At 68.1% G+C, this 24818-nt stretch carries 27 protein-coding genes; 18 read left to right on the top strand and 9 right to left on the bottom strand.

Going from position 1 to position 24818, the window contains the following annotated elements; all coding sequences use genetic code 11:
- Positions 1–23 precede the first annotated feature (23 nt).
- Positions 24–797 (top strand): TrmH family RNA methyltransferase, encoded by a 774-nt coding sequence (locus tag AC07OZ_RS25320; RefSeq protein ID WP_495469816.1) that lies wholly within the window; start codon positions 24–26, stop codon positions 795–797.
- 36 nt (positions 798–833) lie between these two features.
- On the opposite strand, the gene AC07OZ_RS25325 is transcribed toward AC07OZ_RS25320, so the two are convergent.
- Both AC07OZ_RS25325 and ppsR read right to left on the bottom strand, forming a co-directional pair.
- Entirely contained in the window at positions 834–1724 is an 891-nt protein-coding gene (locus tag AC07OZ_RS25325) for an EamA family transporter (protein ID WP_495469817.1), read from the bottom strand.
- Positions 1725–1739: 15 nt separating this feature from the next.
- A complete protein-coding gene (gene ppsR, locus AC07OZ_RS25330; protein WP_377152706.1) occupies positions 1740–2561 on the bottom strand; it encodes a posphoenolpyruvate synthetase regulatory kinase/phosphorylase PpsR in 822 nt (273 codons plus the stop codon).
- 342 nt (positions 2562–2903) lie between these two features.
- Between ppsR and ppsA the strand changes: the two genes are divergently transcribed.
- From ppsA to dnaB, 7 genes are all read left to right on the top strand, one after another.
- The gene (ppsA, locus tag AC07OZ_RS25335) at positions 2904–5315 is read left to right on the top strand and encodes a phosphoenolpyruvate synthase (protein WP_495469818.1); all 2412 of its coding nucleotides are present in this window, start codon (positions 2904–2906) and stop codon (positions 5313–5315) included.
- A 244-nt stretch (positions 5316–5559) separates the two neighbouring features.
- Positions 5560–7638, top strand: coding sequence for a sodium:solute symporter family protein (locus AC07OZ_RS25340; RefSeq protein WP_495469819.1), 2079 nt, complete (start codon positions 5560–5562; stop codon positions 7636–7638).
- Positions 7639–7817: 179 nt separating this feature from the next.
- Positions 7818–8180: a 30S ribosomal protein S6 gene (rpsF, locus tag AC07OZ_RS25345; protein WP_067062529.1), complete on the top strand. Its 363-nt coding sequence runs from the start codon at positions 7818–7820 to the stop codon at positions 8178–8180.
- 68 nt (positions 8181–8248) lie between these two features.
- Entirely contained in the window at positions 8249–8533 is a 285-nt protein-coding gene (priB, locus tag AC07OZ_RS25350) for a primosomal replication protein N (RefSeq protein ID WP_067275440.1), read from the top strand.
- A 57-nt stretch (positions 8534–8590) separates the two neighbouring features.
- Positions 8591–8881, top strand: a complete 291-nt coding sequence (rpsR, locus tag AC07OZ_RS25355) for a 30S ribosomal protein S18 (protein ID WP_067275431.1) — start codon at positions 8591–8593, stop codon at positions 8879–8881.
- Positions 8882–8893: 12 nt separating this feature from the next.
- Positions 8894–9346 carry a 50S ribosomal protein L9 gene (gene rplI, locus AC07OZ_RS25360; RefSeq protein ID WP_495469820.1) on the top strand — a complete coding sequence of 151 codons (453 nt, stop codon included), beginning with the start codon at positions 8894–8896 and terminating at the stop codon, positions 9344–9346.
- Between the two features lie 198 nt (positions 9347–9544).
- Positions 9545–10966: a replicative DNA helicase gene (dnaB, locus tag AC07OZ_RS25365; protein WP_088403617.1), complete on the top strand. Its 1422-nt coding sequence runs from the start codon at positions 9545–9547 to the stop codon at positions 10964–10966.
- 21 nt (positions 10967–10987) lie between these two features.
- Here the strand turns inward: dnaB and AC07OZ_RS25370 are convergent, their stop codons facing one another.
- Genes AC07OZ_RS25370 through AC07OZ_RS25395 form a run of 6 tightly spaced genes read right to left on the bottom strand, consistent with a single transcriptional unit; the run spans position 10988 to position 15990 of the window.
- Positions 10988–11551 (bottom strand): DUF3299 domain-containing protein, encoded by a 564-nt coding sequence (locus AC07OZ_RS25370; protein ID WP_495469821.1) that lies wholly within the window; start codon positions 11549–11551, stop codon positions 10988–10990.
- Positions 11552–11607: 56 nt separating this feature from the next.
- Positions 11608–12189 carry a DUF3299 domain-containing protein gene (locus AC07OZ_RS25375; protein WP_495469822.1) on the bottom strand — a complete coding sequence of 194 codons (582 nt, stop codon included), beginning with the start codon at positions 12187–12189 and terminating at the stop codon, positions 11608–11610.
- Position 12190: 1 nt separating this feature from the next.
- Positions 12191–13507, bottom strand: coding sequence for an ABC transporter permease (locus tag AC07OZ_RS25380; protein WP_495469823.1), 1317 nt, complete (start codon positions 13505–13507; stop codon positions 12191–12193).
- Positions 13504–14211 carry an ABC transporter ATP-binding protein gene (locus AC07OZ_RS25385; RefSeq protein ID WP_495469824.1) on the bottom strand — a complete coding sequence of 236 codons (708 nt, stop codon included), beginning with the start codon at positions 14209–14211 and terminating at the stop codon, positions 13504–13506. Before AC07OZ_RS25385 ends, AC07OZ_RS25380 begins: the two co-directional genes overlap by 4 nt.
- Before the next feature lie 5 nt (positions 14212–14216).
- A complete protein-coding gene (locus AC07OZ_RS25390) occupies positions 14217–14792 on the bottom strand; it encodes a DUF2796 domain-containing protein (RefSeq protein WP_495469825.1) in 576 nt (191 codons plus the stop codon).
- A 1-nt stretch (position 14793) separates the two neighbouring features.
- Positions 14794–15990: a GTP-binding protein gene (locus AC07OZ_RS25395; protein WP_495469826.1), complete on the bottom strand. Its 1197-nt coding sequence runs from the start codon at positions 15988–15990 to the stop codon at positions 14794–14796.
- Between the two features lie 162 nt (positions 15991–16152).
- Here AC07OZ_RS25395 and AC07OZ_RS25400 point away from each other — a divergent pair, with 162 nt between their 5' ends.
- The 6 genes from AC07OZ_RS25400 (at position 16153) to AC07OZ_RS25425 (ending at position 20215) form a co-directional block, all read left to right on the top strand.
- Positions 16153–16560 (top strand): Fur family transcriptional regulator, encoded by a 408-nt coding sequence (locus tag AC07OZ_RS25400; protein WP_495469827.1) that lies wholly within the window; start codon positions 16153–16155, stop codon positions 16558–16560.
- A gap of 145 nt (positions 16561–16705) precedes the next feature.
- Positions 16706–17326, top strand: a complete 621-nt coding sequence (locus AC07OZ_RS25405) for a hypothetical protein (protein ID WP_495469828.1) — start codon at positions 16706–16708, stop codon at positions 17324–17326.
- A 50-nt stretch (positions 17327–17376) separates the two neighbouring features.
- Positions 17377–18225: a cytochrome b/b6 domain-containing protein gene (locus AC07OZ_RS25410; RefSeq protein WP_495469829.1), complete on the top strand. Its 849-nt coding sequence runs from the start codon at positions 17377–17379 to the stop codon at positions 18223–18225.
- The gene (locus AC07OZ_RS25415; protein WP_495469830.1) at positions 18222–18992 is read left to right on the top strand and encodes a molybdopterin-binding protein; all 771 of its coding nucleotides are present in this window, start codon (positions 18222–18224) and stop codon (positions 18990–18992) included. Before AC07OZ_RS25410 ends, AC07OZ_RS25415 begins: the two co-directional genes overlap by 4 nt.
- A 34-nt stretch (positions 18993–19026) precedes the next feature.
- Positions 19027–19608, top strand: a complete 582-nt coding sequence (locus AC07OZ_RS25420) for a DUF308 domain-containing protein (protein ID WP_495469831.1) — start codon at positions 19027–19029, stop codon at positions 19606–19608.
- A gap of 10 nt (positions 19609–19618) precedes the next feature.
- Positions 19619–20215 (top strand): TetR/AcrR family transcriptional regulator, encoded by a 597-nt coding sequence (locus tag AC07OZ_RS25425; RefSeq protein ID WP_495469832.1) that lies wholly within the window; start codon positions 19619–19621, stop codon positions 20213–20215.
- 59 nt (positions 20216–20274) lie between these two features.
- Here the strand turns inward: AC07OZ_RS25425 and AC07OZ_RS25430 are convergent, their stop codons facing one another.
- Positions 20275–21267: an SDR family NAD(P)-dependent oxidoreductase gene (locus tag AC07OZ_RS25430; RefSeq protein ID WP_495469833.1), complete on the bottom strand. Its 993-nt coding sequence runs from the start codon at positions 21265–21267 to the stop codon at positions 20275–20277.
- Between the two features lie 274 nt (positions 21268–21541).
- Between AC07OZ_RS25430 and AC07OZ_RS25435 the strand changes: the two genes are divergently transcribed.
- Genes AC07OZ_RS25435 through AC07OZ_RS25450 form a run of 4 tightly spaced genes read left to right on the top strand, consistent with a single transcriptional unit; the run spans position 21542 to position 24818 of the window.
- Positions 21542–22006, top strand: a complete 465-nt coding sequence (locus AC07OZ_RS25435) for a DUF305 domain-containing protein (RefSeq protein WP_495469834.1) — start codon at positions 21542–21544, stop codon at positions 22004–22006.
- A gap of 8 nt (positions 22007–22014) precedes the next feature.
- Complete coding sequence (locus AC07OZ_RS25440) at positions 22015–23472, top strand: YncE family protein (protein ID WP_495469835.1); 1458 nt, start codon at positions 22015–22017, stop codon at positions 23470–23472.
- Complete coding sequence (locus AC07OZ_RS25445; protein WP_495469836.1) at positions 23469–24020, top strand: RNA polymerase sigma factor; 552 nt, start codon at positions 23469–23471, stop codon at positions 24018–24020. The genes AC07OZ_RS25440 and AC07OZ_RS25445 overlap by 4 nt, the downstream gene beginning before the upstream one ends.
- Entirely contained in the window at positions 24021–24818 is a 798-nt protein-coding gene (locus AC07OZ_RS25450; RefSeq protein WP_495469837.1) for an anti-sigma factor family protein, read from the top strand. It abuts the gene before it with no gap.

Here is a 24818-nt window from a genome sequence, read left to right on the forward strand (position 1 = left end):
GATGAGCGAGGAATGAGCACCGGATGAGCTGGCAGTCAATCACCGCGCGTGACAATCCGAACCTGCAGCGTCTGCGCAAGCTGGCGCAGGACGGCGGCGCCTATCGCAAGCTGGGCGGCGTCTGGCTGGAAGGCGACCACCTCGCGCGCGCGGCGGTGCAGCGCGGCGTGAAGCCGACGCTGGCGCTGATCACGGACGTGGCCGCGGCGGACGAGGCGCTGCATGCGCTCGCCGACGTCGCGCCCAAGGTGCTGGTCGTGTCGCCCGAGCTGTTCAAGACCGTGTCGGGACTGGAGTCACCGGCGCAGATCGGCTTCGAGCTGCCGCTGCCGACACAGCCCCGCATCGAGGCAAAGGCCGACTCCGTCGTGCTGGACCGCCTGCAGGATGCCGGCAACGTCGGCACGATCCTGCGCAGCGCCGGGGCGCTGGGCTTCCGTCAGGTGCTGGCGCTCAAGGGCACGGCGGCGCTGTGGTCGCCGAAGGTGCTGCGGGCCGGCATGGGCGCGCACTTCGGTCTGACTCTGGTGGAAGGCCTGAGCGTCGAGGACCTCGACGCGCTGAAGGTGCCGCTGCTGGCGACGAGCTCACACGCCGATGCGTTGCTGCACGAGGCCGATCTTCCGAATCCCTGCGCCTGGGTCATGGGCCACGAAGGGCAGGGCGTCGCCGAGGCACTGATGCAGCGCTGCGCGCTGCGTGTCGGCATCCCGCAGCCGGGCGGCGAGGAGTCGCTCAACGTGGCGAGCGCGGCATCGATCTGTCTCTACGAATCGGCTCGTCGCAGACTGACCTGAGGGCTGTCTGACGCGCTCGATGCGTCGACGCATCATTCATCGCGCCATCGCGAGCGCCGCCACTCCGAGCGCAATGAACACCGCGCCCGCGATGCGCCACCCGCGCTCGCCTTCGCCGAGCAACTGCCCGCCGATCAGCGCGGCGAACAGCATCGACAGTTCCCGCGCCGGCGCGACGCGCGACAGCGGCGCCAGCTTCATCGCGTACAGCACCAGGATGTAGGCGGTCGGCGCGCCGACAATGACGACCAGCGCGTGTTTCCACTGCCGGCGCAGTGCGTTCGCGAAACCGGCGCGGTCGCGCAGCACCGCCGGCAGGATCATGGGCAGGCGCAGCGCGTTGCACAGGTACTCGTAGAGGATCGGCGACAGGGCCAGCACCTTCACCGCATAACCGTCGATCACGCTGTAGGTCGCGATCGTGGCGCCGGTCAGCACGCCCCACGCGATGCCGAGCTTGCGCTTGCGATGCAGTTCGGGATCGCGGTTCGCGCCCTTGGCGAAGAACGTCGGTCCTGCCGCCATCAGCAGGATGCCGCCAACCACGCCTGCCAGGCCCAGCCCGCCGCCCAACCCGAGGTGCTCGCCCAGCAGCACCACCGCGACCAGCGACGACAACAGCGGTCCGCTGCCGCGCGCTACCGGATAGACCACCGTCATGTCCGCGGCGCGGTAGCCAGCGAGCAGGGCGTTGAAATAGGCCAGATGGACGATCGCGCTGGCGATCACGGCGGTCCAGGCCTGCCAGCCCCAGTCGGGCAGCTCGTCGAAGCCCGCGACGAGCGCGGCCGGCAGCCAAAGCAGGCTGATGCCCAGCGCGGTCATGCAGGAGAAGTGGTGGTTGCCCTGCGCCTTCTTGGCCGCGAAGTTCCACAGCGCGTGGATCAGCGCGGCCGCGATGACCAGGGCGAGCGCGCTCGCCGGCATCGGTCGCGGACGGGCTCAGTACATCAAACGATCTGGGCGGATGTCCCGGAGGATCGTCGTCGCGATCTCTTCGATCGACTTGTGCGTCGACGACAGCCAGTTGATGCCGGCCTTCTTCATCATGGTCTCGGCTTCGCGGACTTCGTAGTGGCAGTTCATGAGGTCGGCGTACTTGCTGCCGGGGCGGCGCTCGTTGCGGACCTGCGCCAGCCGCTCCGGATCGATCGTCAGGCCGAAGCACTTCTTCTTGTGCGGGATCAGCAGCGACGGCAGGTGGCCGCGATCGAAGTCCTCGGGGATCAGCGGGTAGTTGGCGGCCTTGATGCCGTGCTGCATCGCGAGGTACAGCGAGGTCGGCGTCTTGCCGCAACGACTGACCCCCACGAGGATCACGTCCGCCGAGTCGAGGTTGCGCGCCGACTGTCCGTCGTCATGCGCCAGCGAGAAGTTGATCGCCTCGATCCGGTCGTGGTACTCCTGGCTCTTCGCGACGTCCGAGAAGCGGCCGACGCGATGGCTGGACTTGATCCGGAACTCGTCCTCCAGCGGCGCGATGAAGGTGCCGAACATGTCCATCACGAGGCCTTGACACTCCTGGCGCACCACGTTGAGCACCTCGCGGTTCACCAGCGTCGCGAACACGATGGGGCGCACGCCTTCGCGTTCGCCGGTCTCGTTGATCTCCTGGACCAGTTGGCGGGCCTTCTCGCCGCTGTCGATGAACGGGCGGCGGACGTGGCGGGCTTTCACCGGGAACTGCGCGAGGATGGAGTTACCGAAGGTTTCGGCGGTGATGCCGGTGCCATCCGAGACGAAGTAGACGGTGTGCTGGGTCATGGGGGCCTTTGAATCGTGCCGGAACCGAACCGCGCGAGGTCCGGGAGCCTTCGCCGGACCGGGCATGCCACATGCCGAAGCGGGAAGATCGGCCGTTGTTTTGCCTCGGCCCGGCCCCGAACGGGGGCTTACATCATAGATCGGCGACCCACTAGAATCGTCCGCAACTTGCCCCTGCCCATCGCATGAACGCCGCATGAACGCTGCATCAGGTCGCCTACAAGAATCGACAAGACCTGTCGTGCGCCGCGTCATGCCCGTCTCCCTCGAAGCCGCCGACGTGATCGGCCTGCTCGGGAGCGCGCGGGGAGCCCCGGTTTCTCAACATCACGGAGTTTTCCCATGTCTGATGCACGCTTCGAGGCGACCGCCCTGGTCGTACCCTTCGAGAAACTGAGGATGACCGACGTCGAGTCGGTGGGCGGCAAGAACGCCTCGCTCGGCGAAATGATCTCGCAGCTGGCCGAAACCGGCGTGCGTGTGCCTGGCGGCTTCGCCACCACGGCCCATGCCTTCCGCGACTTCCTCAAGCATGAAGGCCTGGATGTCCGCATCCAGAAGCGCCTGGCCGACCTCAACACCGACGACGTCCGCGCGCTGGCCGTGGCCGGTGCCGAGATCCGCGGCTGGCTGGAAGCGCAGCCGTTCCCCGCCGATCTGGAAGCGGCGATCCGCGCCTCCTTCGCCGCCCTGACCGCGGACAACCCGGACGCGTCCTTCGCCGTGCGCTCTTCCGCGACCGCGGAAGACCTGCCCGATGCCTCCTTCGCCGGCCAGCAGGAGACCTTCCTGAACGTCGTCGGCATCGAGGACGTGCTGCACAAGATGAAGGAAGTCTTCGCGTCGCTCTACAACGACCGCGCGATCAGCTACCGCGTGCACAAGGGCTTCGCGCACAGCGACGTGGCCCTGTCGGCGGGTGTGCAACGCATGGTGCGTTCCGACCTCGGCGCCGCCGGCGTCATGTTCACCATCGACACCGAGTCCGGCTTCAAGGACGTCGTCTTCATCACTTCCAGCTACGGCCTGGGCGAGACGGTGGTGCAGGGGGCCGTCAACCCCGACGAGTTCTACGTCCACAAGCCGGCGCTGCAGCGCGGCAAGTTCGCGCTGATCCGCCGCAACCTGGGCTCCAAGCTGATCCAGATGACCTTCTCCACGCCCGAGGAGAAGGCCGCCAGCGGCAAGCTGGTCAAGACCGTCGACGTCGAGGTCGAGCAGCGCAACCGCTACTCGCTGACCGACGAGGACGTCGTGCAACTGGCCAAGTACGCCGTGATCATCGAGCAGCATTACGGCCGTCCGATGGACATCGAGTGGGGCAAGGACGGCAACGACGGCCAGCTCTACATCCTGCAGGCGCGTCCCGAGACGGTGAAGAGCCAGGCCGAGGGCCAGGTCGAGCAGCGCTTCAAGCTCAAGGGCACCGGCACGGTGGTTGTCGAGGGTCGCGCGATCGGCCAGAAGATCGGCACGGGTCCGGTGCGCCTGGTCGACAGCGTGGCCGAGATGGAGCGCGTGCAGCCCGGCGACGTGCTGGTCACCGACATGACCGACCCGAACTGGGAGCCGGTCATGAAGCGCGCCAGCGCCATCGTGACCAACCGCGGCGGCCGCACCTGCCACGCGGCGATCATTGCGCGTGAACTCGGCATCCCGGCGGTGGTCGGCTGCGGCGACGCGACCGACAAGCTCAATGACGGCCAACTGGTGACGGTGGTCTGTTCCGAAGGCGATACCGGCTACATCTACGACGGCCTGCTCGAGACCGAAGTCAGCGAAGTCCACCGCGGCGAGATGCCTTACAGCCCGGTGAAGATCATGATGAACGTCGGCAATCCGCAGCTGGCGTTCAACTTCGCGCAGATGCCCAACAGCGGCGTCGGCCTGGCGCGGCTCGAGTTCATCATCAACAACAACATCGGTGTCCACCCGAAGGCCATCCTGGACTATCCGAACATCGACAACGACCTGAAGAAGGCCGTCGAGTCGGTGGCCCGCGGCCATGCCTCGCCGCGCGCCTTCTACGTCGACAAGCTGGCCGAAGGCATTGCCACGATCGCCGCGGCTTTCTGGCCGCAGCCGGTCATCGTGCGGCTGTCCGACTTCAAGAGCAACGAGTACCGCAAGCTGATCGGCGGCTCGCGCTACGAGCCGGACGAAGAGAACCCGATGCTGGGCTTCCGCGGCGCGTCGCGCTACATCTCGGGCGAGTTCCAGGACGCGTTCGCGATGGAATGCGAGGCGCTCAAGCGCGTGCGCAACGACATGGGCCTGACCAACGTCGAGATCATGGTCCCCTTCGTGCGGACGGTGAAGCAGGCGCAGAAGGTCGTGGAGATGCTGGCGGAGCGCGGCCTGAAGCGCGCGGCCAACGGCGGCCAGGACGGCCTGCGCGTCATCATGATGTGCGAGGTCCCGAGCAACGCCATCCTGGCCGAGCAGTTCCTGGAGCATTTCGACGGCATGTCGATTGGCTCCAACGATCTGACGCAGCTGACGCTGGGTCTGGACCGTGACTCTGGCCTGGAGCTGCTCTCGGGCGACTTCGACGAACGTGATCCGGCGGTCAAGGCGCTCATCTCGCGTGCCATCGCGGCCTGCCGCGCCACGGGCAAGTACATCGGCATCTGCGGCCAGGGCCCCAGCGACCATGCGGACTTCGCCGAATGGCTGGCGGCCGAGGGCATTGCCTCGTTGTCCCTGAACCCGGACACGGTGATCGAGACCTGGCAGCGCCTCGCGAAGCGCTGAGCTCTTCGCACTGCACCACACCCAACGGCCCTTCGGGGCCGTTTTTCATGGCGGTACTCGGTCGCAAAACCGATGAAGGACGACAGTGGTTGGGGACGGCTGGTCGCGGGGTTCTGGCGCTTGACGCCAGGGCCCTGCGACCTGGCGGCCAACGCCCCGGCATCAGCAGGTGGGCGGTCGCTGCACGCCCTCCGGGGGAAGTTGTGGATGCGCCTGCACCGCAAGCGGGCGATGATCCTTCCCCATGTCGACTCCCCCGCCAGACGCCGCATTCCGCCGCCGGCTCCATCGCATCTACGGTGCCTACACGATCGGCTTCGTGCTGCTGGTGGGCTTGCTGGGCGTGCTCGAGCGGATGGGGATGCCCAAGCAGTGGCTGGGGTTCTCGTTCCTGCTGCTGACGGTGCTGATCTACGCCGGCATTGGCGTGTTCAGTCGCACCACCGACCCGGTCGAGTACTACGTGGCCGGCCGTCGCGTCCCGGCGTTCTACAACGGCATGGCCGCGGGCGCCGACTGGATGAGCGCGGCGAGTTTCCTCGGCATGGCGGGCAGCCTGTACCTCGCGGGATATGGCGGGCTGGCGTTCGTGCTCGGATGGACCGGCGGGTTCTGCCTGGTGGCGCTGCTGCTGGCGCCGTACCTGCGCCGCTTCGGTGGTTTCACGGTGCCGGACTTCCTGGGTGCCCGGTTTGAAAGCCGCGGCCTGCGCGTGATGGGCGCCGCCGCCGCGGTGCTGGTGTCCTTCATCTACCTCGTCGCGCAGATCTACGCGATCGGCCTGATCACGACGCGGCTGACGGGGCTGACCTTCGAGATCGGCCTGTTCGTCGGCCTCGGCGGCGTGCTGGTGTGTTCTTTCCTTGGCGGCATGCGGGCCGTCACGTGGACCCAGGTGGCGCAGTACATCATCATGATCGTGGCCTACGTGGTCCCGGTGATGTGGCTGTCGACGATCCAGACCGGCTCGCCGCTGCCGCAGTTCACTGCGGGCACTGAGATCCGCGAGATCACCGACCGCGAGCAGCAGCTGCTGCACGACCCGAAGGAACTGCAGGTGCGTGGGCTCTATGAGCAGCGCGCCAAGGACTTCGAGCACCTGATCGCCGGACTGCCGCACTCGCTCGACGAGGAGCGCCAGCGCGTCTCGCAGGTGATCGCGCAGTTGAAGTTCGAGGAGGCGCCGCTCGCACAGATCCAGGCGGCGGAGAAGGTCCGCGCCGCGCTCCCGCGCACCGAGGCCGAGGCCCGCGACCTGTGGCAGCGCGCCGTCGCCGCGAATCGCCAGCGCGCCGAGCCGCTCGCCGGCATGCCGCTGCACGCGCAGCCTTTCGCCGGCGATCCCGAGGGCACGCCGGCCGAGCAGGAGGCCTACACGCTGGCGCGCCGCAACTTCCTGGCGCTGGTGCTCGTGCTGATGGTGGGCACTGCCGGGCTGCCGCACATCCTGACCCGGTACTACACGGTGACGACGGTGGCGGAGGCGCGCACCTCGGTCGCGTGGACGCTGTTCTTCATCGCGTTGCTCTACCTGTTCGCGCCGGCGCTGGCAGTGATGCTCAAGCACGAGGTGCTGCATCACCTGGTCGGCTCGCCGATCGCTGAACTCCCGGGATGGATGAAGCAATGGATGCGCGTCGACCCCAGCCTGCTGAACATCCAGGACATCAACCAGGACGGCATCCTGCAGCTCGGCGAGCTGCGCCTGGGCGGCGACATCGTCATGCTGATGACGCCCGAACTCGCCGGCCTGCCGTATGTGCTCTCCGCGATGGTGGCGGCGGGCGCGCTCGCCGCCGCGCTGTCGACGGCGGACGGGCTGCTGCTGACGATCTCCAGCGCGCTCTCCCACGACGTCTACTACCGCGTCATGAACCCGCGGGCCTCGATGACGCAGCGGGTGACCATCTCCAAGGCGCTGCTGCTGGCGACCGCGCTGACCGCCGCCGCCGTGGCCGCGCAGAAGCCCGCGGACATCCTGCTGCTGGTGTCGTCGGCGTTCTCGCTGTCGGGCTCGACGCTGGTGCCGGCGCTGGTCGCGGGCATCTTCTGGAAGCGCGCCAACAAGCAGGGCGCCGCGGCCGGCATGCTCGCGGGGCTGGGCATGACGCTGTACTACATGGTGAACGCGCACGCGGGCCTGCGCCAGGCGCTCGGCATCGGCGGCGACCCGCAGCTCTGGTGGGGCATCCAGCCGATGGCGGCGGCGCTGTTCGGCTTGCCGGCCGGCATCGCCGCGCTGGTCGTGGTGAGCCTGCTGACCCCGCCGCCGTCGGCGACGGCCCGCGCGCTCCAGGCCCGGGTCACCGGCGCCACGCCCTGAGTCCCGCTGTTCCCGCACCCCTTTCAGGCGGAGGACGGACGTCCGGTGGACGGGAGGTGCCAAAGTCGTCTAGAATCCGCGATTCCCCTTGCCGGGCCCAGGAGTAGACGCTGGGGTCCGGCTTTCAGGCCGGGGGCAGAAGTTCTGCAGTCGGTCGTTGAAACCCACAAGGAGTTCACATGCGTCACTATGAGATCGTTCTGCTGATCCATCCGGATCAAAGCGAACAAGTTCCGGCGATGCTGGAGCGCTACAAGGGCCTGGTCACCAACGGTGGTGGCAAGGTTCATCGCGTGGAAGACTGGGGCCGCCGTCAGCTGGCCTACATGATCCAGAAACTGGCCAAGGCGCACTACCTGTGCCTGAACATCGAGTGCAGCAAGGAAATCCTGGCTGAAATCGAGACCGGTTTCCGCTTCAACGACGCCGTGCTGCGTCACCTGACCGTCGTCAAGGACAAGGCCGAGACGAACCCGTCGGTGATGATGAAGGCCGTCGAGCGCGAAGAAGCCCGCAAGGCCCCGCAAGAAGCGTCCGCCTGAGCTGACAAGCGCGATCGCTGACGTTCCCGAATTTTTGATCCGCTGACTCGAAGGTCTTCTCCGCTCGCATGAACCGACTGGTACTGCAGGCGCAGATCCTCGAGATCGCGGCGATCCGATACACCCCCGCCGGGCTGCCGGCCCTGGACCTGATGCTCAAGCATGAGTCCATGGTCGACGAAGCCGGCTCCACGCGCAAAGTCGCGATGGAGATCAAGGCGGTGGCGATCGGTGAAGTCGTGAAGCGGGTCCAGGCGCTGGGCCTGACGGAGAAGACGGTGTTCACCGGATTTCTCTCGGCACAGCGACAGGGGCGAGGCACGGTGTTTCACATCACCGGCTTCGCGGACTGAACGGGACGGACAGGTCGCGCAGATCGTTTAAATCTGGATAGATAGCAGGAGTTCACTATGCCCCCGCCACGTGGTAAAGGTCGGTTCTCGAAGGACCGCAAGCCCAAGCGCAATCAACAATCGCTGCTGTTCCGTCGCAAGCGTTTCTGCCGCTTCACCGTCGCCGGTGTCGAGCAGATCGACTACAAGGACGTCGATGTCCTGCGCGACTTCGTCGGCGAAAACGGCAAGATCGTGCCCGCCCGCCTGACCGGCACGCGCGCCTTCTTCCAGCGTCAGCTGTCGGTGTGCATCAAGCGCGCCCGCTTCCTGGCCCTGCTGCCGTACAGCGACCAGCACAAGGTCTAAGGAGTCCACCCCATGCAAGTCATCCTGCTGGAAAAAGTGGCCAACCTGGGTAACCTCGGCGACGTCGTCAAGGTCAAGGACGGCTACGCCCGCAACTTCCTGATCCCGACCCGCCAGGCGCGCCGCGCCACGGAATCGGCCATCAAGGAATTCGAAGCCAAGCGCGCCGAACTGGAAAAGGTCGCCGCCGAGAAGCTGTCCGTTGCGCAAGCCCTGGGCGAGAAGATCAACGGCAACACCGTGACGATCTCGCAGAAGGCTGGCGTCGACGGCCGCCTGTTCGGTTCCGTGACCAACGCCGACATCGCCGAAGCGCTGACCAAGGCCGGCACGGCCATCGTCAAGTCGCAAGTGCGTCTGCCCAACGGTCCGCTGAAGACCGTCGGCGAATTCCCGATCAACGTTGCTCCGCACACCGACGTGGTGGTGGAAGTGACCGTGAAGGTCGTCGCCGAAGTCGAGTGATTGCTCGACACACCCGTTGGGCGCTCTGCGCGTCCATCGGGGTTGTCCTAGGACTTGCGGGTCACACGGCCTGCAAAGATCGGGGCAACATCAAGAAAGCCGACAGCTGAGAAGCCGTCGGCTTTCTGCTTTTCCGGGGGTTGAGTTATCCCGCTCGCTCCACAAGCTATCAAAAGCTCATCCACAGGCTTGTCCACAATGTCCGCGATCTTCACCACGCCCGGATCCAGTGCCAGCGACAGCGAAATCGCAAGACTGCGCGTGCCGCCCAACTCGGTGGAAGCCGAGCAGAGCGTGCTCGGGGGTCTGCTGATCGACAACACCGCCTGGGACAAGGCGGCGGACACGCTCAGCGACTCCGATTTCTACCGCTACGAGCACAAGCAGGTCTACGCCGCGATCGGCAAGCTGATCAACGGCGGCAAGCCGGCGGACGTGGTGACGGTGTTCGAGGAACTGACCTCGCTCGGCAAGGCCGAGGAATGCGGCGGACTGGCCTACCTGAACGCGCTGGCGCAGGGCGTGCCGAGCGCGGCCAACCTGCGCCGCTACGCCGAGATCGTTCGCGAGCGCGCGATCCTTCGCAAGCTGGTCGCGACCTCGGACGAGATCGCGACCGCCGCGCTGAATCCTGCGGGCCGCGCGGTCAACGAGATCCTGGACGAGGCCGAAGGCAAGATCTTCCGCATCAACGAGGAAGGTTCGCGCGGCGGCACCGGTTTCCAGAGCATGGACCGGCTGATGGTCGAGCTGATGGACCGCGTCAACGAGCTGGCGGAGCAGGGCGCCGAGGACGTCACCGGCGTGCGCACCGGCTTCTTCGACCTGGACCGCATGACGGCGGGCCTGCAGCGCGGCGACCTGATCGTCCTGGCGGCGCGCCCGTCCATGGGCAAGACCGCGTTCGCGATCAACATCGGCGAGGCCGTGGCGATCAACGAAGGCCTGCCGGTCATCATCTACTCGATGGAAATGGGCGCCGCGCAGCTGGCCTTGCGGATGGTCGGTTCGATCGGCCGCATCGACCAGAGCAACCTGCGCACGGGCCGCCTGAAGGACGACGAATGGGGCCGGCTGGCCGAAGCCGTCGACAAGCTCGGCAACGCGCCGATCTACATCGACGAGAGCCCGGGCCTGTCGCCCAGCGAAGTGCGCTCCAGAGCCCGGCGCCAGGCACGCATCTCGGGCCAGATCGGCCTGATCATCATCGACTACCTGCAGCTGATGAGCGGCAACGGCGGCGGCAGCGAAGAGAACCGCGCGACGGTGGTCGGCGAAATCTCGCGGGGCCTGAAGGCCCTGGCCAAGGAGCTGCGCTGCCCGGTGATCGCGCTGTCGCAGCTGAACCGTTCGGTCGAAACGAGACCGGACAAGCGGCCGATGATGTCCGACCTGCGCGAGTCGGGCGCCATCGAGCAGGATGCGGACATCATCATGTTCATCTACCGCGACGAGTACTACACCAAGGACGAGTGCAAGGAACCGGGGGTCGCGGAGATCATCATCGCCAAGCAGCGTAACGGTCCGGTGGGCACGGTGAAGCTGGCCTTCGTGAGACAGAACACCAAGTTCGAGAACCTGGCGCCGGGGTACGTCGGCCCGGGCGGCGACGAGTATTGATCGACGGCCAGTTCGCCGGTCTCAACGCTCCACGCGCACCGATTCCGGCACGAGCCGATAGCCGCTGGTCGCGAGCGCCGAATTGATGGCGTGAACCTCGAGCGTGCCGGTGACCGTCACGATGGACATAGCGCGAACGCCCTCGATCTTCGAGGGCGTTTTCACATGGACGATCTGGTTGGGCGGTGGCGGCGGGCTGTGGATGCAGGCGCCGAAGGTGGGCACCAGCAGGAACTCGTCGGTACCGCCCCAGCCGACGCCCACGGGCACCGCGTAGCCGCGCAGCCGCACGCGGCGGCCGTCGAGCTCCGGACGCACGGGGGCGTTGTCGAAGGCGTCCCGCAGATCCTTCATCATCTGGCGCGCGATGGGATCGTCGTCCGAAAGCTGGGCGACGTCGGTCCTGCCGGCCGGTCCCGCCTTAGGTCGCGGATCCCATCCCGGCGGCATGAGTTCCGTCCATTCGATCGTCTTCACGTCCGCCGGCGGATCGCTCGCGAGCGGTGTGGAGGCGATCGCGTGCGACGGGTCGGTCCGGTTCAGCACGATGCCTGCAGGAACGCCGACGGCGACGACCGCGATCACCGCGAGCAGGATCCGCAGGTGACGCCAGGATTGCCAGGACCGCATGTTCCGTGCGATCAACGCGGCTTGTTCCGGTAGGGCTCGACGCTCGCGGCATCGAGGCGATATCCGCTCACGCCCATGTCGCTGGGCTGACGGTCCAGCCGCATCACGCCGCTGGCCCAGACCGTGTCCATGGACCGAAGCTGCTTCGCCGGCTGCGCGAGCTTCACCAGGATGATCTGGTTCGCGGGCGGCGGCGGCATGTGGATGCAGGCGCCGAAGTAGGGCACGAGCAGGAACTCGCGCACCCCGTCGCGATCGGTCTGCAAGGGCACGACGTAGCCGGGCAGCCGCACCGGCGCGTCCTGCAGCGATTCCACGAGCGGCGCGTTATCCAGCTCGTCGCGCAGGTCCGCCATCAGCGCTGCGGTGCGCGGGCTGTTGTCGCTCAGGCGTCCGATGCCGACGTCGCGGAAGCGCTTCATCGGATCCCAGCCCGGCGGGACGAGCTGGATCCAGGTGAGCTCGCGATAGCCCGAGGTCGGCGCGCTGGCCGCTTGGGCGACGGACTGCGCGGCCGGTGCGGCGCAGGCGGTGGCGATCGGAATTGCGGCCGCGAGCGCGAGGGCGACAGCATGAAGCGCAAGGGATGTCATGTCAGACCTTCGGAGAGAGGCCGTCGCTGAGCGACAGCGCATAGGCGCGCAATCCGGGCAGCAGGCTTGCCGCCCAGCCGAGCGCGATGACGAGGCCCAGCAGTTGCCATTCGGCCGCAGACGGCAGCCCGGCGCTCAGTCCGATGCCGAAGCGCAACTGCACCCAGGGCCCGAGCCCCGCGATCAGCAGCAGGCAAAGCGCCGCGCCGAGCACGACGCCGCAGACCGTGACCAGCATGCCCTCGACCGCCAGCAGGCTGAAGATGCGCACGGGATTGGCGCCGACGGCGCGCAAGATCGCGAGTTCGCGGCGACGCTCGTTGAGGCCGGCCAGGATGACCGCGACCAGCCCGCACAGGCTCACTGCCGCGACCAGCGCGCTCATCAGCGTCAGGCTGCGCTCACCGAGCGCGACCACGTCCCACAGCTCGTCCAGCGCGACGCCGGGCAGGATGGCCATCAGCGGTTCGCCGGCGAAGTCGTTGATGCGACGCTGCGTCGAGAACACCGCCGTGCGCCGCTTCAGACCGACCAGCGCGGCGGTCACTTGATGCGGGGTCAGGTCTTGCCCGGACAACGCATCGAGGCTCACGGCCTGACCGGGAATCGGCGCGCCGGCGACCCAGTCGAGGTGGATGGCTTCCATCGCCGCCAGGCTGATGTGGAGCGAGCGATCCACCGGCGTGCCGGTGCGCTTCAGCACGCCGATGACGTGGAAGGGCTTGTCCGCGTGATCGTTGGCCGCCAGCGCACCGTCGCCATGGCTCAGCACGACCTTGTCGCCGATCCGGTAGTCCAGCGAGGCCGCGACGTCGGCGCCAAGCACCACGCCGAAGAGATCGGGAGGCAGCCCTGGCAAGCCGTTCTGACCGACGGGCTGCTGGGCGGGCGCCTGGTCGAAGGCGCGCCCTTCGGCCAGCGCCAGCGGCTGCGCCTCCCCGTATCGGAAGCGGCGGAAGTAGTCCCCCGTGGTCGCGACGACCGGAAACCCGCGGTGCGAGTCGCCGAGCGAGATCGGCACGACCCACTCGACGCCGGGCAGCCTGGCCAGCGATTGCACGCTGGACCATTGGATGTTGTTGGTCGCGCCGCCGATGCGGAAGACCGAATACAGCAGCAGCTGGACCGAGCCCGTGCGGGCGCCGACGATCAGGTCCGTGCCCGAGACCGATTGCGCGAAGTTCTTGCGGACGTCGTCGCGCAGCCGGGCGATGCCGAGCAGCAGCAGCGTCGACAGCGCGATCGACAGCACGACGAGCGACAGCACGAAGCGGCGGTTCCAGGCGCTCTGCGCCGCGAGGCGGGTGAGGGCCCTCATGCGACGGACTCCTCGACGCGCGCCGAGCCGCGCTGCAGCGCCGGCAGATCCAGGCAACGCGGGAACCTTGCGGCGAGCCGCGTGTCGTGGCTGACGAAGAGCAGGGCGCTGCCGGACTCAGCGCAGACCTCGCGCAGGATCAGCATGAACGCGTCCCGGTGCGCGTCGTCGAGCGCGGAGGTGGGTTCGTCGGCGATCACGAGGTCCGGATGTCCGATGAGCGCGCGCGCCGCGGCCACGCGCTGCTGCTGACCGACGGAGAGTTCGCTCGCCCGCCGCCCGATCAAGTCGGATCCCAGGCCCATGCGGTGGAGCAGCTCGTGTGCGCGCTCCCGCGGCCGGCCGGCGAGCGTGGCGCGACGGCTTGAGAACTCGCAGGTCAGCAGCACGTTGTCCAGCGCGGACCGGTAGGGCAGCAGGTTGAACTGCTGAAAGATGAAGCCGACATGGTCGGCGCGCAACCGGTCGCGCTGCCGCCCGGAGCAGGCCGCCAGGTCGTGGCCGAGCAGCTTCAGCCGGCCCGCGCGCGGCGTCAGCACGCCGGCGATCAAGGACAGCAGGGTGCTCTTGCCCGAACCGCTGGGGCCGCGCAGGAACACGGCCTCGCCCGGCTCGATGCGCAGGGCGGCGATGTCCAGGCAGTCCCGCGTGGCGCGGGGCCAGCGGAAGCTCAGGTCCCTGGCCTCGAGAACAGGCACCGTCATCATCATCAGCCGCCGAGACGCAGCGTCGCGGCCGGGCGCTGGAGCACCTGGCGGGATTGCCCCTTGGGCGTCGCGACCTGGGCGTCGATGCGCTGGATGCGCGGGAACAGCGCGAACAGCTGGTGCGACAGGGTCGTCAGCTCCGCCGGCGCAGTGCAACGGAATCGATAACCGACGTCGACGTCCAGGTGTTCCGACTTGGGCGGCGCACTGTCGGTCGCCGACGTCGGGATCAGTCCGGACTCGAGCTGCGCGTCCTCGAAGCGGCATTGGCCGCGCGCATCCGGCGTGAAGAGTACCGCGCCGCCACGCAGCGTCGCCAGCATCCGCTCCACGGACTGACGTTCTGCCGGCGTGCGGGGCTGGCGCTCGAAACCGAGCACGCTGTCGAGCGGCGACTCCAGCTGGATCGCCAGCGTGTCGCCCTCGATCGCGACGTCCAGATGCACGACGCCGTGTTCGTGCTTGTCGCCATGGGCGTGCGCGGCGCCGGTCATCGTCAGTCCGGTGGCGAGCAAGGCGGCCGCGGCCGCCCTCAAGGACGGGCGCGAGTTCTTCTTCGGGCTCTTGTTCGTGTTCATCTCAATGGGTTCCTTCTTCGGGAGAGGTGATGTCCCACGTCGGCCAGGGATCGGTGCCGACCGAGGCGGGCGAGGTCAGGCAGGCGTCGAGCGCGCGGGTGAGGGCGGGGATGTCGAGGTCCTGTCCGATGAGCACCAGCTCCTGGCCGCGCTCCCCCAATGGAACGCTCCATCGCCCGACGGGATCGAGCTGATGGCCACGAGCCGCGCCGGACAGGCACGCGAGCCAGTCCAGCCGGCTGGCCAGCCACACGTAGCCCTTGAAGCGCAGCAGTCCCGGCCAGGGATGCGCGATCAGCGCGTGCAGGCGCCCGGCATCGAAGGGCCGGTCGGCGCGGTAGACGAAGCTGGAAAGTCCGTAGGCATCGGCTTCGGAATGGTCATGGCCCTCCAGGGCCTGGATCCATCGGGTTTGTGACTCGGCCTGCTCCATTTCGAAGAGACCGGTGCCGAGCAGCTCGCCGATCGGCACGTCGCCGTGACGGGCATCGACGATCCGCGCCCCCGGATTCAACGCTTTGATCACGGCGTGGACCTGCGCGAGGCGGTCGGCATCGACCAGATCCGTCTTGCTGACGACCACGACGTTGGCGAACTCGATCTGCTCCACCAGCAGTTCGACCAGGCGACGCCCGTCCTGCGGGTCGACGCCGCCGTCGCGCTGCGCCAGAAAGTCCTCGCTCGCGTAGTCGTTCAGCAGATTGAGCGCATCGACGACCGTGACCATGGTGTCGATGCGCGCGAGCTCGCGCAGTCCCTGGCCGTGTTCATCGATGAAATCGAAGGTCGCCGCGATCGGCATCGGCTCCGAGATGCCGGTCGATTCGATCAGCAGGTAGTCGAAGCGGCCCTCGCGGGCGAGCCGGCCGACCTCCTTCAGCAGATCGTCGCGCAAGGTGCAGCAGATGCAGCCGTTGCTCATCTCGACCATCGCCTCGTCGGTGCGGGACAGTCCCACGCCGGCGCGCTCGGCGCCGTCGCGGACGAGGTCGGCGTCGATGTTGAGCTCGCTCATGTCGTTGACGATCACCGCGACGCGCAGCGGTCCTCGGTGGCGCAACACCTGATTGAGCAAGGTCGTCTTGCCGGCGCCGAGAAAGCCGGAGAGCACCGTGGCGGGCAGACGGTGGGGAAGGGCGGCGGTATCGGCGAAGGCGGTATCGATGTCGATGGCGTCGACAGCGGCGGCAATGGACATGAACGTCTCCAGGGCGAAGAATTTCCGTCCGCCTGGCTTTGATGCTAATGCGAACGCATTCGCAATATAGCAGCATGACAGAATGCGCAGGCCCCCTTCGACCTCTTTCGACCTTCTTCGACCTGCTCTTGCGGTGCTCTGATCGCCCGCTGCTTCACACCCATGGAACGTTCGACCCGACAGCGCAGTGCCATCCGGACCGTGATCGACGACGCGGGTCGCCCGCTCTCGCCGCAGGAAGTGCTGGACGCCGCGCAAGGCGAAGTGCCGGGCCTGTCGCTGGCGACCGTCTATCGCAACCTGAAGCAGTTGCTGGAGGCGGGTGAGATCCAGGCGGTCTCGCTGCCGGGCGACAGCCCGCGCTACGAGTCGGCACATCACGATCACCACCACCACTTCCAATGCACGGAGTGCGGCCGCGTCTTCGACGTGCACGCCTGCCCTGGCGACATGGCGCAACTCGTGCCGGCCGGCTTCACCGTGGCGCGTCACGAGCTCACGTTGTATGGGCGCTGCGCCGACTGCGCAACGCCGAAGCGCGCGCCGCGCAAGCGCGCTGTCAGCGCTTGATCGCCTGATCGCCCCCGCGTTCCAACCACCCGCCTGAAAACCGCAGCCTTTCAGGCCCGCCTAAGTCTTCAGCATTGACGTCTACCAACTAGTAGGTAAACTGCGGAGCACATCAACCGCGACCCTCGTCGCCAGGAGTACCCAGATGCGCCTTCAACGCCTCCATTCGCTGTTCGCCGTCGCCCTCATCGCGTTCAGCGCCGCGGCCCCGTCGCTCTCGTCCGCGGCCGACGCCGGCGTGCGAGTCCGCGGCACCGTCATCTCCCGGAGCGGCGACCAGCTCGACGTGAAGTCGCGTGAAGGCGGTGTCGTGACGATCAAGCTGAAGGAGGGCTGGATGGCCTCCGGCGTCGCGGCGGCCTCGATCGGCGACATCAAGCCGGGCGACTACGTGGGCATCGCCTCGTTGCCGAAGGCGCAGGGCGGCGACGGCGCGCTCGAAGTGGTCATCTTCCCGCCCGCGATGAGGGGCGCCGCGGAAGGCAGCTTCGGCTGGGACCTGAAGCCCAACAGCACGATGACCAACGCCACCGTGTCCAACGCCGTGAAGTCGGTCGAAGGCAGCACGGTGACCGTCACGTACCACGGCCAGGAGAAGAAGATCGCCATCCCCACCGGCACGCCCGTGGTGACGCTCACGCAGGCCACGGCCGATGACGTGAAGGCCGGCGCGGTCGTCTTCGTGGTCGCGGAGAAGGATGCCGACGGCAAGCTGTCGTCGGGTCGCCTGGTGGTCGGCAAGAACGGCGTCGTCCCGCCGATGTAAGGCCCAGCCGGCCGGCAAAACGCCGGCCGGTCTCTCCTGCAGGCCCCGCCATGGAAACCTCGATCTCCGACCTCGAGCCCGACTTCAAGCCTGAGCTGGAGTCCGACGCCGAACCCGTGCGGCGACGCCTCGTGCCCCGTCACAGCGTGGCGGTGCGCCTGACGCATTGGCTGAACGTGCTCTGCTTCGTCCTGCTGCTCGCCAGCGGCCTGCAGATCCTCAATGCCCATCCGCGCTTCTACCTGGGCAAGGCCGGCGCCGACCACGATGTGGCGGTGCTGGAACTCCCCACGCTGCCGGGCTGGGCGACACTGCCCTCGTATCACGACCTCGGCGCGGGGCGGCGGATCCACTTCACCTTCGCGTGGTTGCTCGTTCTCAACGGGCTGGCCTACCTCGGCCACGGTCTCTGGCGCGCTCACTTTCGGCGCGATCTCCTGCCGACCGGCGCTGAACTTTCCCGCCGCCATCTCTGGCAGGAGATCAAGGATCACGCCCGGCTCCGGTTCGCCAAGGGCGAAGCGGCCCGCCGCTACAACGCGCTGCAGAAGCTCACCTACCTGGTCGTGATCTTCGGACTGTTGCCGCTGATGGTGGTGACGGGCCTGACCATGTCGCCGGGCATCAACGCGGCGGCGCCATGGCTGCTCGACGCGCTGGGCGGCCGGGCGACGGCGCGGACGCTGCACTTCCTGACGGCGTTCTCACTGGTGGCGTTCGTGGCGGTTCACCTGGTGATGGTCGTGGCGTCGGGCGCGTGGAACAACCTGCGGGCCATGGTCACGGGCCGCTACGCGATCGAGATCACGCCCGAGGCCGAGCCCGAGGCGGAACCGGATCCCTGGGCGGAGACCCGGCCCCATCCAGAGACACAGATCGAGCGGAGTCCCCAGCCATGAACGAGTTCTCGAGACGCCGGTTCCTCGGCGGCGCCATGGCCGGTGCGGGCGCCATCGCGCTGTCCGGTTGCGACCGCGTGATCCAGGATGCCGGCGTCGATCGCGTGCTGCGCAGCACCGAGCGATTGACGATGCAGGCCCAGCGCGCGCTTCAACGCGAGCGCCTGGCCGCTGAGTTCACCGAGGCGGACCTCTCGCCGGTCTTCCGGGCCAACGGCACGCGCATGCCGGACTCCGACGAGTACGCGAAGCTGCTGGAGGGGAAGTTCTCCGAATGGCGCCTGCGCGTCGACGGCCTGGTGCAGCAGCCCTTGAGCCTGTCGCTGGCGGACCTCATGAGCCTGCCGTCGCGCACGCAGATCACGCGGCACGACTGCGTCGAAGGCTGGAGCGCGATTGCGAAATGGCAGGGCGTTCAACTGAGCCGCGTGCTCACCGCGGCAGGGCTGGCACCCGGCGCGCGGTACGTCGTCTTCCATTGCGCGGACGAGCTCGAGCAGACGCTGGACGGCAGCGGCCGCTACTACGAGAGCATCGATCTCTTCGACGCCTGGCATCCGCAGACCCTCCTCGCGTATGCCATGAACAACCGCCCGCTGCCCGTCGAGCACGGCGCCCCGCTGCGGCTGCGTGTCGAGCGGCAGCTCGGCTACAAGCACGCGAAGTACCTGATGCGCCTGGAGGTGGTGTCGGGCTTCGACCGGATCTGGGGCGGCAAGGGCGGCTACTGGGAAGACCGCGGCTACGAGTGGTACGCCGGCATCTGAATCATCAACTGGAACACCTGGAGCTCAACTCATCATGACCCATCCCATCGACTCCTCCGTCCTCAAGCAGGACCACTGGCTCAAGCGCTACTACTTCACCCGCGCGCTGTTCTCCATCGTCTGGGTCGCCGCCGCGATCGTGATCGGCAGCAAGTCCCCCGTCATCGCCGCGGTGCTGCTGGTCCTCTATCCCGCCTGGGATGCCGCCGCGAACTGGGTGGACGGCAACGCGAGCGGCGGCCTGCAGGCCAATCGCACACAGCGCATCAACGTGTGGGCGAGCGGCATCACGACGCTGGCCGTGTGCCTGGCGCTGACCGCGGGCATGAACGCCGTGCTCGGCGTGTTCGGCGCCTGGGCGATCGCCTCGGGTCTGCTCCAGCTCGGCACGGCGCTGCGTCGTTGGAAGACGCACGGCGCGCAATGGGTGATGGTCCTGAGCGGCGCGCAATCCGCGTTGGCCGGCGGCTTCTTCATCGCGCAGGCGCAGAAGGCCGACGTTCCCTCCATCGTGAACGTCGCGGGTTATGCCGGCGTCGGCGCGCTGTACTTCCTCATCTCCGGCATCTGGCTGACCGTCAGCCTCTCGCGCCGCGAGAAGAAGGCCGCCGCCTGAGCGGGGCGCGATGAGCGAGATGAAGGACGCCCTGTCCCCCAAGGCCGCAGAGATCCTGGCCCACACGCGCCGGATCCTGGCTTCCGGCGGGTACAACAGTTTCAGCTACGCGGACCTCGCGGAGCGCGTCGACATCTCGAAGGCCACCATCCACCATCATTTCCCCAGCAAGGAGATGCTGGTGACGACGCTGCTGATCCTCTTCCGCAGGGAAGCGCGGGAAGGACTGGCCCAACTGGTCCGGCACATCGACGACCCGCTGGCGGAGCTCACGGCCTACACGGGCCATTGGGCGCAGTGCATCCGCAGCGGGGACTCGCCGTTCTGCATCTGCGCCATGCTCGCCACGGAGATGCCCATCATCCCGGAGGGCCTCGCCGCGGAGGTGCGCGGGCATTTCCAGGACCTGAGCGAATGGCTGGCGTCCGTGCTGCGACGGGGTGTGGCGGCGGGGCAGTTCCACCTCGACGGCGACCCCCTCGTGTCGGCGCGGGCCCTCATGGCCATCGTGCATGGCGCGATGCTCGTGGCGCGCGCCACGGACGACACCACCGCGTTCGAGGCGGTCGTGACGCCGGCGATCGCGAAGCTCACGCGGCCTGTTTGAGCTGGCCCGATGCGCCAGCTCTCCGAGTCCATCGACGATCGCCTGCAGCGCTTGGGAGATCACGCGCCGAGCGTCACACCCGTCAGCCGCTCGCTGAGCGTCCAGAGTCGCTCGGCCTGCACCGGGTCGATCGCCCAGGGTCGCACGCCGCCATCGAACACTTCGCCGTCCGCCACGATGCGCGCGACGTCGCCGTTCTCGCAGTACAGGCCGCCGAGGCCATCCAGCTGGCGGCTGGTCGCGCACCACAGCGTGGTCGCGGCGCCCTGCGTCAGATTCTTGTAACGGCCGCCTTCCTCGACGGACAGGCCCTTCGGCGCGACGCCATGAGCGTTGTCCGGCGGGAGGCCGAAGGCGGCGAAGTCCTCCGCCGTGAGGTCTCGCGTCAGGTCCGTGAGGATGGCGCCCGGATGCACCGCGAAGCCGCGGACGTTGCGCGATGCGCCTCGCCGATCGAGCCCGACGGCGAAGAGCGCATTCGCCGACTTGGACTGACCGTAGGCTTTCCACTTGTCGTAGGGGCGTTGCGCGAAGTCGGGATCGTCGAAGTCGACCGGCGCGAAACGGTGGCCGAGCGAGGTCAGGACCACGACACGCGCCGCGCCCGCACGCAGCAGCGCGGGCCACAGCCGAAGAGTGAGCTCGAAATGGCCGAGATGGTTGGCCGCGAACTGGCTCTCGTGTCCGCGCGCGTCGCGACGCAGCGGCGGCGCCATGATGCCGGCGTTGAGGATCAGCAGATCGATCGCGTCGCCGCGGCTCACGAGCTCGTCCGCGAAGCGTGCGATCGAGGCCGGGTCCAGCAGATCCATCGTGGCCTGCTCGACGTTCGGGAGGCCCTCGAGCGCCGCGCGCGCCTTGTCCGGACTGCGCGCCGGCACGACGACCCGCGCGCCGGCGGCGGTGAGTCCGCGCACGGTTTCCAGGCCGAGGCCCGCATAACCGCCGGTCACGACCGCGCGCTTGCCGGTGAGGTCGACGTCGCGCAGGACCTCCGCCGCGGTGGTCGCGGGGCCGAAGCCGGAGGGCAGGGGATGCTGGTGGGTGTTCATCGTGGGCGTCCGCAAGAACGAGGGGGAACGAGGCAGGGTAGCCAGGCGGGGAAGCGAGGCGGGAGCTGGTGTTCATGATCCGCCGTCACCGCGCGGACGGCCATGCCGCAGGATCCGGATCCATTGCTCGATGGTCCGATCCCGTCGTCGTCCGCGAGGGATGTCCTCGACGGATCTCGTCGATGGGCGGATGTCGCCCGCGCGTCGGGAATAAGCATGGCGCCCGGGTGTCTACAGAGGGGAAGGCCTGTTGCCTTTCAATCTGGAGCCGGACATGACCTCACACAGAACGCGACCCGGAGCGCCGTGGCTGCGCCGACTGCCGCGGACATCGCTACGCGTGTCGCTGCGGTTGCTGCCGTGGATCGCCGTGGCTTCGGCCGCCGCCTGGGCGGGCGCCGCCACGTCGACGGACGCCTTCCATGCGGAGAACGCCGTCGCGATGGATCGCATGATGGCCGCGATGGACATCCAGCCCTCGGGCGACATCGACCGCGACTTCGCGGCCATGATGATTCCCCACCACCAGGGCGCCATCGACATGGCACTGGCGGAGTTGCGCCATGGCTCCAACGAGCAGCTGCGGCGCATCGCGCAGGAAATCATCGTCGAGCAGCAGCAGGAGATCGCGGCGATGCAGCTCGCGGTCGGCGGCGCGCTGCCGCCCTCGGCGCCCGCGCCCACGCAGGTCGGGCGCGCGGCATCCGCGCCCGCTTCCGTCCATCACCATTCGAAGTAGGACCTCTCATGCTGAAGCCTCTCTTGCGTTCGTCACTGCTGTTCCTGGCCACTTGCGGCGGCGCCGCCATGGCCGGCCAGGCGCCGGGCCGGGCCTCGGACGCCGACATCCCCGTCAGCCACCGCGACCGCATCTACGCCGCCGAGCAGTTCTCCAACACGCTGTCCGTCACCGATCCGGTGGATCACCGCCTGCTCGGCGTCATCCGCCTGGGCGATCCGTCGCCGGGCAATTTCAGCCCGCTCTATCGCGGACAGGTGCTGGTGCACGGGCTCGGCTTCTCGCCGGACCATCGCACGCTGGCGGTCGTGTCCATCGGCTCGAACTCGGTGAGCTTCATCGACACGCGGACCAACGCGGTCAAGCACACGACCTATGTCGGCCGCTCGCCGCATGAAGCCTTCTTCACGCCCGACGGCCAGGAGGTCTGGGTCACGGTCCGCGGCGAGAACTACGTGTCGGTGATCGACGCCGCGACCTTCCAGGAGAAGACCCGCATCGTCACCGCGGCCGGACCGGGCATGCAGATCTTCTCGCCGGACGGCAAGTACGGCTATGTCTGCTCGTCCTTCAATCCGGAGACGGCGATCGTCGAGGTGGCGAGCCACAAGATCATCGCCACGGTGAAGCAGGACAGCCCGTTCTGCCCCAACATCGCCGCGTCGCCGGACGGCCGGCAGGTGTGGTTCACGCTGAAGGACATCGGCCGCACGACCGTCTTCGACGCCCGCCCGCCGTTCGGCGTCATCACGTCCTTCGACACCGGCCCGATCACGAACCACGTGAACTTCGCCAAGACCGCCAAGGGCACCTTCGCCTACGTGACCGTGGGCGGCCTGAATCAGGTGAAGGTGTTCCGCACCGACGATTTCTCCCCCGTCGCCACCATCCCGGTGGGCAAGCTGCCGCACGGCGTCTGGCCGTCGGGCGACGGCAGCCGGATCTACGTGGGCCTGGAGAACGCCGACGCGCTGGCGGCGATCGACACGGCCTCGAACACCGTCATCGGCCATGTGCCCGTCGGGCAGGCGCCGCAGGCCATCGCCTACGTGCCCGACGCCGTGCCGGAGGGCGACGGCCTGCAGGGCCTGCAGCCGCTCGGCGTGGCGGGGCAGGTGGCCTCGTTGACGCTGCGCGCGGTCGAAGGGAATCCGGACACGGCGCCCACCAGCGTGGCGCTCTTCGATCAAGGGCTGCTGCAGGTGTTCCAGGCGTCCGTGACCGGCTTGAAACCGAAGCAGCCGTATGTCGTGGCGCTGGCCGAGCAGGCGGACGGTTCCGGCGCGCTGCAGCCACTGGCCAACTTCATGACGAACCCGGCCGGCTCGGCGATCGTCAATGCCATCGGACCGATCCGGCAGATCGTGCAGGCTGAGGCACCCGCGACCCGGCGCTACCTGGTCGTCGCGCCCGTGGTCGACGGCAAGCCCGGGCATCCCGTCCAGGTGCAGGCGGCCGCGCGATGAACCGAAGCGCTGGCATGGCGATGATCGAGGCGATCGAGCCGCTGATCCCGGCCCTGCGCCGCTATGCCAGCGCGATGCTGCGCGATCGTGACCTTGCGGACGACCTGGTCCAGGACTGCCTGGAGCGTGCGATCGGTCAATGGGACGCGCGCCGGCAGAAGGAGAGCACCCGCCAGTGGGTCTTCGCGATCGCGCACAACCTGATCGTCAACCGCTTGCGGCAGCAGGCCCGCCGCGGCGAGCACGTGGACATCGCGGACGTGGCCGAGTCCGTCCTGACGGTGCCGGCGTCGCAGGAGCACCGCGTGCAGGTCGGCGAGCTGATGGCAGCGCTGGAGGCGTTGCCGCAGGAGCAGCGCAGCGTGGTCCTGCTGGTGTCCGTCGAAGACCTGTCCTACGCGGAGGCGGCGACGGCGCTCGACATTCCGATCGGCACGGTCATGTCGCGCCTGGCGCGAGGACGCGAGCGGTTGCAGCGTGCGCTCGATGGCGAAGTTCCCGTGACGGGGACGACACCCGCGGGCTCGCATTTGCGGAGGATGAAGTAAATGACCCGACCCACGCCATCGGCGCCCATCGTCGAAGACGACCTCCATGCCTACGTCGACGGGTTGCTGGACACCGAGCGACGCAAGGCGGTGCAGGACCATCTGGATCGCGATCCGGGGGCCGCCGCCGCGGTGACCCGGCTGATCGCGCAGCGGCAACTGCTCCGGTCGGCGTTCGCGCCTGTCGTCGACGAGCCGGTGCCCGAGCGCCTGCAACTGCGGACCCTGCTCGCGCAGCGGCAGGAGCCGCCGACGCGTCATTGGCGCTGGGCTGCGGCCGTGCTCATCGCGCTCGGCGCGGGCAGCGTCGGAGGCTGGCAGGTCCGGGACCGGTGGGAGTCGATGAACGGTGTCGCGAATGGCGTCGCGGCGCTCGCCGGCGAGGCACGCAGCAGCTACCTCGCCTATGCCTCCGATGCGTCCGAGGCGCCCGAGAACCTCGATCGCGAGCGGCTGCTGCGCGTGGTCTCGGACAAGCTCCGGCGGCCGGTGGAGATCCCGGACCTCAGCGCGGCCGGGTATCGATTCGCGGGCGGCCGTCTGGTCGCCACGGTCCACGGACCCGCCGGCCTGTTCTTCTACGACCGCGCGGACGGCACCCGGATGGCCGTGATGCTGCGTCCGATGGCGGTCGAGAAGGAGGCGCCGATGATGGTGCAGTCGATCGGCGCGGTCGGGGGCTACAGCTGGGCCATGCGCGGGCTGGGCTACAGCGTCGTCGGCACGGAGAGTCCGACGACGCTGCACCCGGTCGCCGACGAGGTGCGCCGGCAGGCACGCGCGAGGGACTCGACGTGA

Source organism: Roseateles sp. GW821-FHT09G03, assembly GCF_059416045.1.